We start from the raw sequence: 5,112 nt of genomic DNA on the forward strand, positions 1-5,112 counted from the left end.
GCACCGGCAGCGACCACATCCGCGAAAAAGACGGCCTTTGGGCAGTACTTTTCTGGCTGCAGATCCTGGCCCAAAAGCAGTGCTCCGTTGCCGATGTAATGGCAAACCACTGGGGAAGTTTTGGCCGCCACTACTACTCCCGCCACGACTACGAAGCCATCGCCAGCGATGCCGCCCACGGCCTCTACGACCGCATTAAGGCCATGCAACCTGCCCTACTGGGCCAAAACTTTGCAGGCCGCAGCATCAGCACCGCCGATGACTTCAGCTACACCGATCCTGTGGATGGTGCAGTCAGCACTGGCCAAGGCCTGAGGCTCCTGCTCAATGACGGCAGCCGGGTGGTGCTGCGCCTCTCAGGCACGGGCACCCAGGGCGCCACCCTAAGGGTCTACCTGGAGAGCTATGTGCCCGCCACTGGCAACCTCCACCAAGATCCCCAGTTGGCCCTGGGCGATGTAATTACTGCCATCGATCAACTGGCTGAAATTAAAACCCGCACGGGCATGGAGCACCCGACAGTGATCACCTAACTCTGATAAACACACCTTGATCATTCTTGGGCCGCAGGGGTTTCCTCCGGGAACCAGCGGCTTTCTAGCTGCTTAACGGCCACATAGAAGGGCGGAACTACCCCCAGCGAGAGAACGGTAGCCACCAGTAGGCCGCCAAAAATCACACTGCCAAGGGACTGCTGACTATTTGCACCTGCGGTGGTCGCCACCACTAAGGGCAGGAAGCCCGCCAGAGATGCGATGGCGGTCATCAGGATTGGTCGCATCCGCGATTCGGCCGCTGCGATTGCCGCCTCGACATAGCCCATGCCTGCGCCTACGTGCTCCTCGGCCACCTCCACAATCAGGATGCCGTTTTTAGCAGCCAAACCAATCAAGGTGACCAGACCAACCTGGGCGTAGATGTTCAGATCGATCGAGCGCAACGCAAGGAAAGCCAGGGCCCCAAGCATGGCCAAGGGAACTGTCATCAAGATAACCACTGGCGTAACATAACTCTCGTACTGGGCTGAAAGCACCAAATAAACCACCAAAATACCCAGGCCGAAAACCAGCACGCTGGCATTGCCCGCAGACAGCTGGAGGGCAGCAATACCTGTAAAGGCATAGCCAACATTATTGAAATCAAGAGATTTAAAAATTTGCTGGATCGCTGTAAGGGCCTGGCCAGAACTCTTACCTACGGCCTCCGCACCCTGCACCAAAATGGTGCGGTAGAGGTTGTAATGGCTAATAACAGGGGGGGCACTAGATAGTTCTGCAGTCGCAAATTCCGACACCTGAACCAGCTTGTCATCCTTGCTTCTTACGTAGTAACTGAGCACATCCTCGAGGTTGCTGCGGCCGGGAGCCTCCGATTGGACATAGATATTGCGGACCTGGCCACTCTCATAGGTAAGGCCGGAGTAATTTCCACCTGCCAGCACAGCAATTGTTTGCATAGCCTGCTGGAAATCAACGTTAAGGCCTCCTAGAATGGAACGATCAATTTTGACGCCAAAGGCTGGGGCGCTGGGAATGAATTGGGTATAGAGGGTGGAGAATTGGTCACTGGCAGTGCCCTGGACAATCAGCTTTTTAGCCAGATCATCTAGCTGGGAAAAGCTATAGCCACCATTACTAAGGTCGTTAAATTGGAAATAGAAACCTCCTTGGGCAGAGAAGCCTGGAATCGCCGGCGGCTGGGAAGCGACAGCCAGACCAGAACCTAGCTTCTCCAGCTTGGAATTTAGGCGAGCCACAATCGCCGGAGCCTTGTGATCTGCTCCTGAGCGTTCTGCGAGGGGCCGTAGACCAAAGAAGAAGAGACCCTGGTCGGGGCTAGAGCCATTAAATCCAGAACCACTAATAATTCCCGCTGAGGTGAGATCCGGTTCCGTTTTAAGCACCTTGGCAATCTCCTTACCCATATTTTGGGTCTGGGAGAGGGAGGCTCCGTTTTGCAGTTGGTATATACCTAAGCCGTATCCCTGGTCTTCTTCAGGAATAAATGCTGTGGGCTGGGCTGAGAAGGCAAGCGCCGTAAGCACAATGCCCCCGGCCAAACCAGCCAGAATCAGCTTACGTTTTGCAATTAGTTGGATAAGCAGGGACGCATAGGTCTTTTCAAGCCGGCCGAACCACAAATTAAAGCCATCAAAAATCACAGCCAGCCTGCTTCCTGCAAAGCCAAACACCACCAGCCCAAAGACATAGGCCAATGGGCCGAAAGAGGCAGCACTAAAACGACCAAAGGCAAGACCAACCAAGAGTCCCCCCAGGGTCCAGCCCCAGCCCTTTGGCTTAGGTGGGGCTTCAGAGCGAAGGATCAGGGCCGACATCATCGGCGAGAAAGTCAGGGCGTTAAAGGTGGAAATGGCAATCGAAAAAGCAATGGTTAGGGCAAACTGGCGATAGATAATTCCTATACCACCCGGATAAAAAGCTACGGGCACAAACACTGCCATCAATACCAAGGAAGTGGCGACTAGGGCCCCGGTCAATTCACCCATACAGGCCATGGCCGCCTGACGGGGTTTCATACCCCGTTCTAAATTTTTGGAGACCGCTTCAATCACCACAATTGCATCGTCGACCACGAGACCGGTGGCAAGCACCAAGCCCAGCAGAGTCAACTGATTGATCGAGAAGCCGAAGATCTTGATAAAGGCAAAGGTACCGATCAAAGAAATCGGGATTGCCAGGCTTGGCACAATAGTGGCACGCCAGTTCTGCAGAAACAGAAACAGAATCACTAGAACCAACACAATCGCCAAGCCGAGAGCATCAACAACACCCTCCACGGCCGACTCAATGAATTGGCCAACGTTGTAAATCTCAGTGAGGATAATTCCCGGGGGCAACTGGGATTGGAATTCATCCATCAGTTCAACTACCGCCTCTGACACCTGCAGGGCGTTGCTTTCAGGGGTTTGATAGATGCCAATCGTGACAGCAGGTTTGCCATTTATGTCTACCCCCTGGGTTGCGAAGGTGTTGAATCCATAGGTGGCCTCGCCTACATCGGCCAGGTGAAGCAAATTCCCGTTGGGTGATTTTCCAACAATCAGCTTGTTGAGTTGCTCAACCGACACCAAGTTGCCGTTATCTTCCACCAGAATTGGATAGGTGAACAACTGATCACCTCCAGCCGGTGGCCCGCCAACCAGACCGCCCACAGCTACGGAGTTCTGACTTTTAACGGCACTCACCACCTGGTCTGCGGTGAGCTGGTTCGCGGTCAACTTGGATGGATCGACAAATAGCCAGAAAGCCGGGTTACTGCCACCAAAAAGAGTGGCCTGGGCGACTCCAGGTATGCGCTCCAATTGATAGAAAAGCTGCTCATAAATCAAACCATTGATGTATGGCGCGTCGTACTGGCCCTTTGTTGATGAGACCTGATACGCCAACAGAATCGAAGGGGTGGTTTGAATAACAGATACACCTGTGGCTTTTACCTGGTCGGGGAGCTGGGGGTTAGCCAAGGAGACCCGATTTTGAACATTGACCTGGTCAATATTGATATCTGTTCCCTCGTCAAAAAATACATTGACCGTGCTTTGGCCCGTGTTTGTTGTAAGGGAGGAGATATATGCGGCCCCAGGCACTCCATTTATTTGCTGCTCCAGCACATTGGTGACTGCCTGTTCCGTAACCAGGGAGTTGGCACCTCCATAGTTTGCAGCCACCTGGATTTGGGGTGGAGCAATATTTGGCAGGTTTTCGATCGGCAAGGTGGGAATGGCGATCAAGCCCACCAAAATGATCAAGATGCTGCAGACCGTAGTTAGAACCGGTCTCTTGATGAAATTATCGGAGAGTGACATCTCCTAGCTCAGTTACTTCCATTGGCTATGGATACAGGCATCCCGGAGCGCAGCAGGGCAGTATTACTAACCACCACTCGATCACCAGCCTTGAGCCCGGAAATCAAGGGATAGCGGTTCTTTTCCAGGGTTCCCAAGCGAACAGGCATTTGCACCACGATCGGGGTTTTAGGAGGAAGCTTTTCCAATTTTTCCTTACTTGCCAAAGGTATCTGGCTAGAGGTTCGAATCTTGGGAAGTACCTGACTAAGATTAAAAATTTGATAAACAAAAGGTTGCTGGGCCTGCATCATCACAGCCTGCACCGGCACCGAGAGCTGGGTACTGACCCCGGTAATTATGCTATTACGTACGTATTGCCCAGTTTTAAGCTTGCCGGAGAGGTTAGGGAAAGCAGCTTTTACCAAAACCGTGTTTGGAGAAGAAGTACTACCGCTAACGCCAAAATAGGGAGATATGAAAACCACCTTACCGAATCCCTTAAAGAGAGGATTTCCCTGCGTAACCAGCTCAACCGGCTGGCCCAATTCAACCCGAGAGGCCTGGGTGGCCGGCACGTCCATCAAGGTCCATAGAGAAGAGTTATCAACAATCCCCGTAATTGCCTGGCCCTGGCGCACATAGTCGCCGAGCTTGACGGTATCAAGATCGCCAATAATGCCGTTAATCGGGGCCGTGACGTACTTGTAGCCCAAGGTGGCTGCGCTGGCAAGCACCTGGTCGCTACTTTGAATCGACTGGGTAACGTAGTAATCCCGATCGCGGGTAGAAACTGCGCCCTGCTCGTTCAGAAAGATATAGCGTTCAGCATTAACTCTGTCTTTGCGGGCTGCAGCAACACTGGAATTAAGCTCCGCTTTTTGTTGAACATTATCTAAAACAATTATCGGCTGACCAGCCTTAACTATTTGACCCTGCTTCGCCAGTATCTTCACCACTCGACCATCAACTTCGGGTCTCAAAGCCACATCGGTGGTGGAAGCCAGCTGGCTAATCACCTCAATACTCGGGCTGAAGCTGGCATCCCCAATGGTTTGTACCTGCACCACCAGCGGCGGCCTAGGTGGGGGCGCAGACGAGCAGCCAGCCAAGGCCAGGGAACCCAAAAAAGGCAGCAACAGCAACTGCAATTTGGGTGTCACGGGGCTGGGCACAAAAGAAAAACAGCTTGGCGAAAGCTAACGGACCCGGCCGACTTTGACAGCGGAGCCATGCCGCAAATTCAATAGGCCGGCGCTGACCACCCGTTGACCTGGTTGCAGGCCCCGGATCACCGGATAGGAAGTGCC

2 protein-coding genes and 1 pseudogene are annotated in these 5,112 nt (G+C 53.1%); 1 reads left to right on the forward strand and 2 read right to left on the reverse strand.

The annotated features are described in order from the left end of the window. Positions 1-533, forward strand: a pseudogene (locus KBY58_RS12870) (alpha-D-glucose phosphate-specific phosphoglucomutase); the annotation flags it as partial. Between the two features lie 20 nt (positions 534-553). On the opposite strand, the gene KBY58_RS12875 reads toward KBY58_RS12870, so the two are convergent. Together KBY58_RS12875 and KBY58_RS12880 are read right to left on the reverse strand one after the other, a co-directional pair. Then, positions 554-3,823: an efflux RND transporter permease subunit gene (locus tag KBY58_RS12875; protein ID WP_255004715.1), complete on the reverse strand. Its 3,270-nt coding sequence runs from the start codon at positions 3,821-3,823 to the stop codon at positions 554-556. Positions 3,824-3,831: 8 nt separating this feature from the next. Further along, positions 3,832-4,965: an efflux RND transporter periplasmic adaptor subunit gene (locus tag KBY58_RS12880; protein WP_255004716.1), complete on the reverse strand. Its 1,134-nt coding sequence runs from the start codon at positions 4,963-4,965 to the stop codon at positions 3,832-3,834. Between the last annotated feature and the right edge of the window lie 147 nt (positions 4,966-5,112).

It is taken from the genome of Cyanobium sp. HWJ4-Hawea, from assembly GCF_024345815.1.
Taxonomy (GTDB): Bacteria; Cyanobacteriota; Cyanobacteriia; order PCC-6307; family Cyanobiaceae; genus Cyanobium_A.

Excerpts from the sequence above, each read along its gene's own strand:
- KBY58_RS12875 (WP_255004715.1), bottom strand. The coding sequence starts at position 3,823 with ATGTCACTCTCCGATAATTTCATCAAGAGACCGGTTCTAACTACGGTC.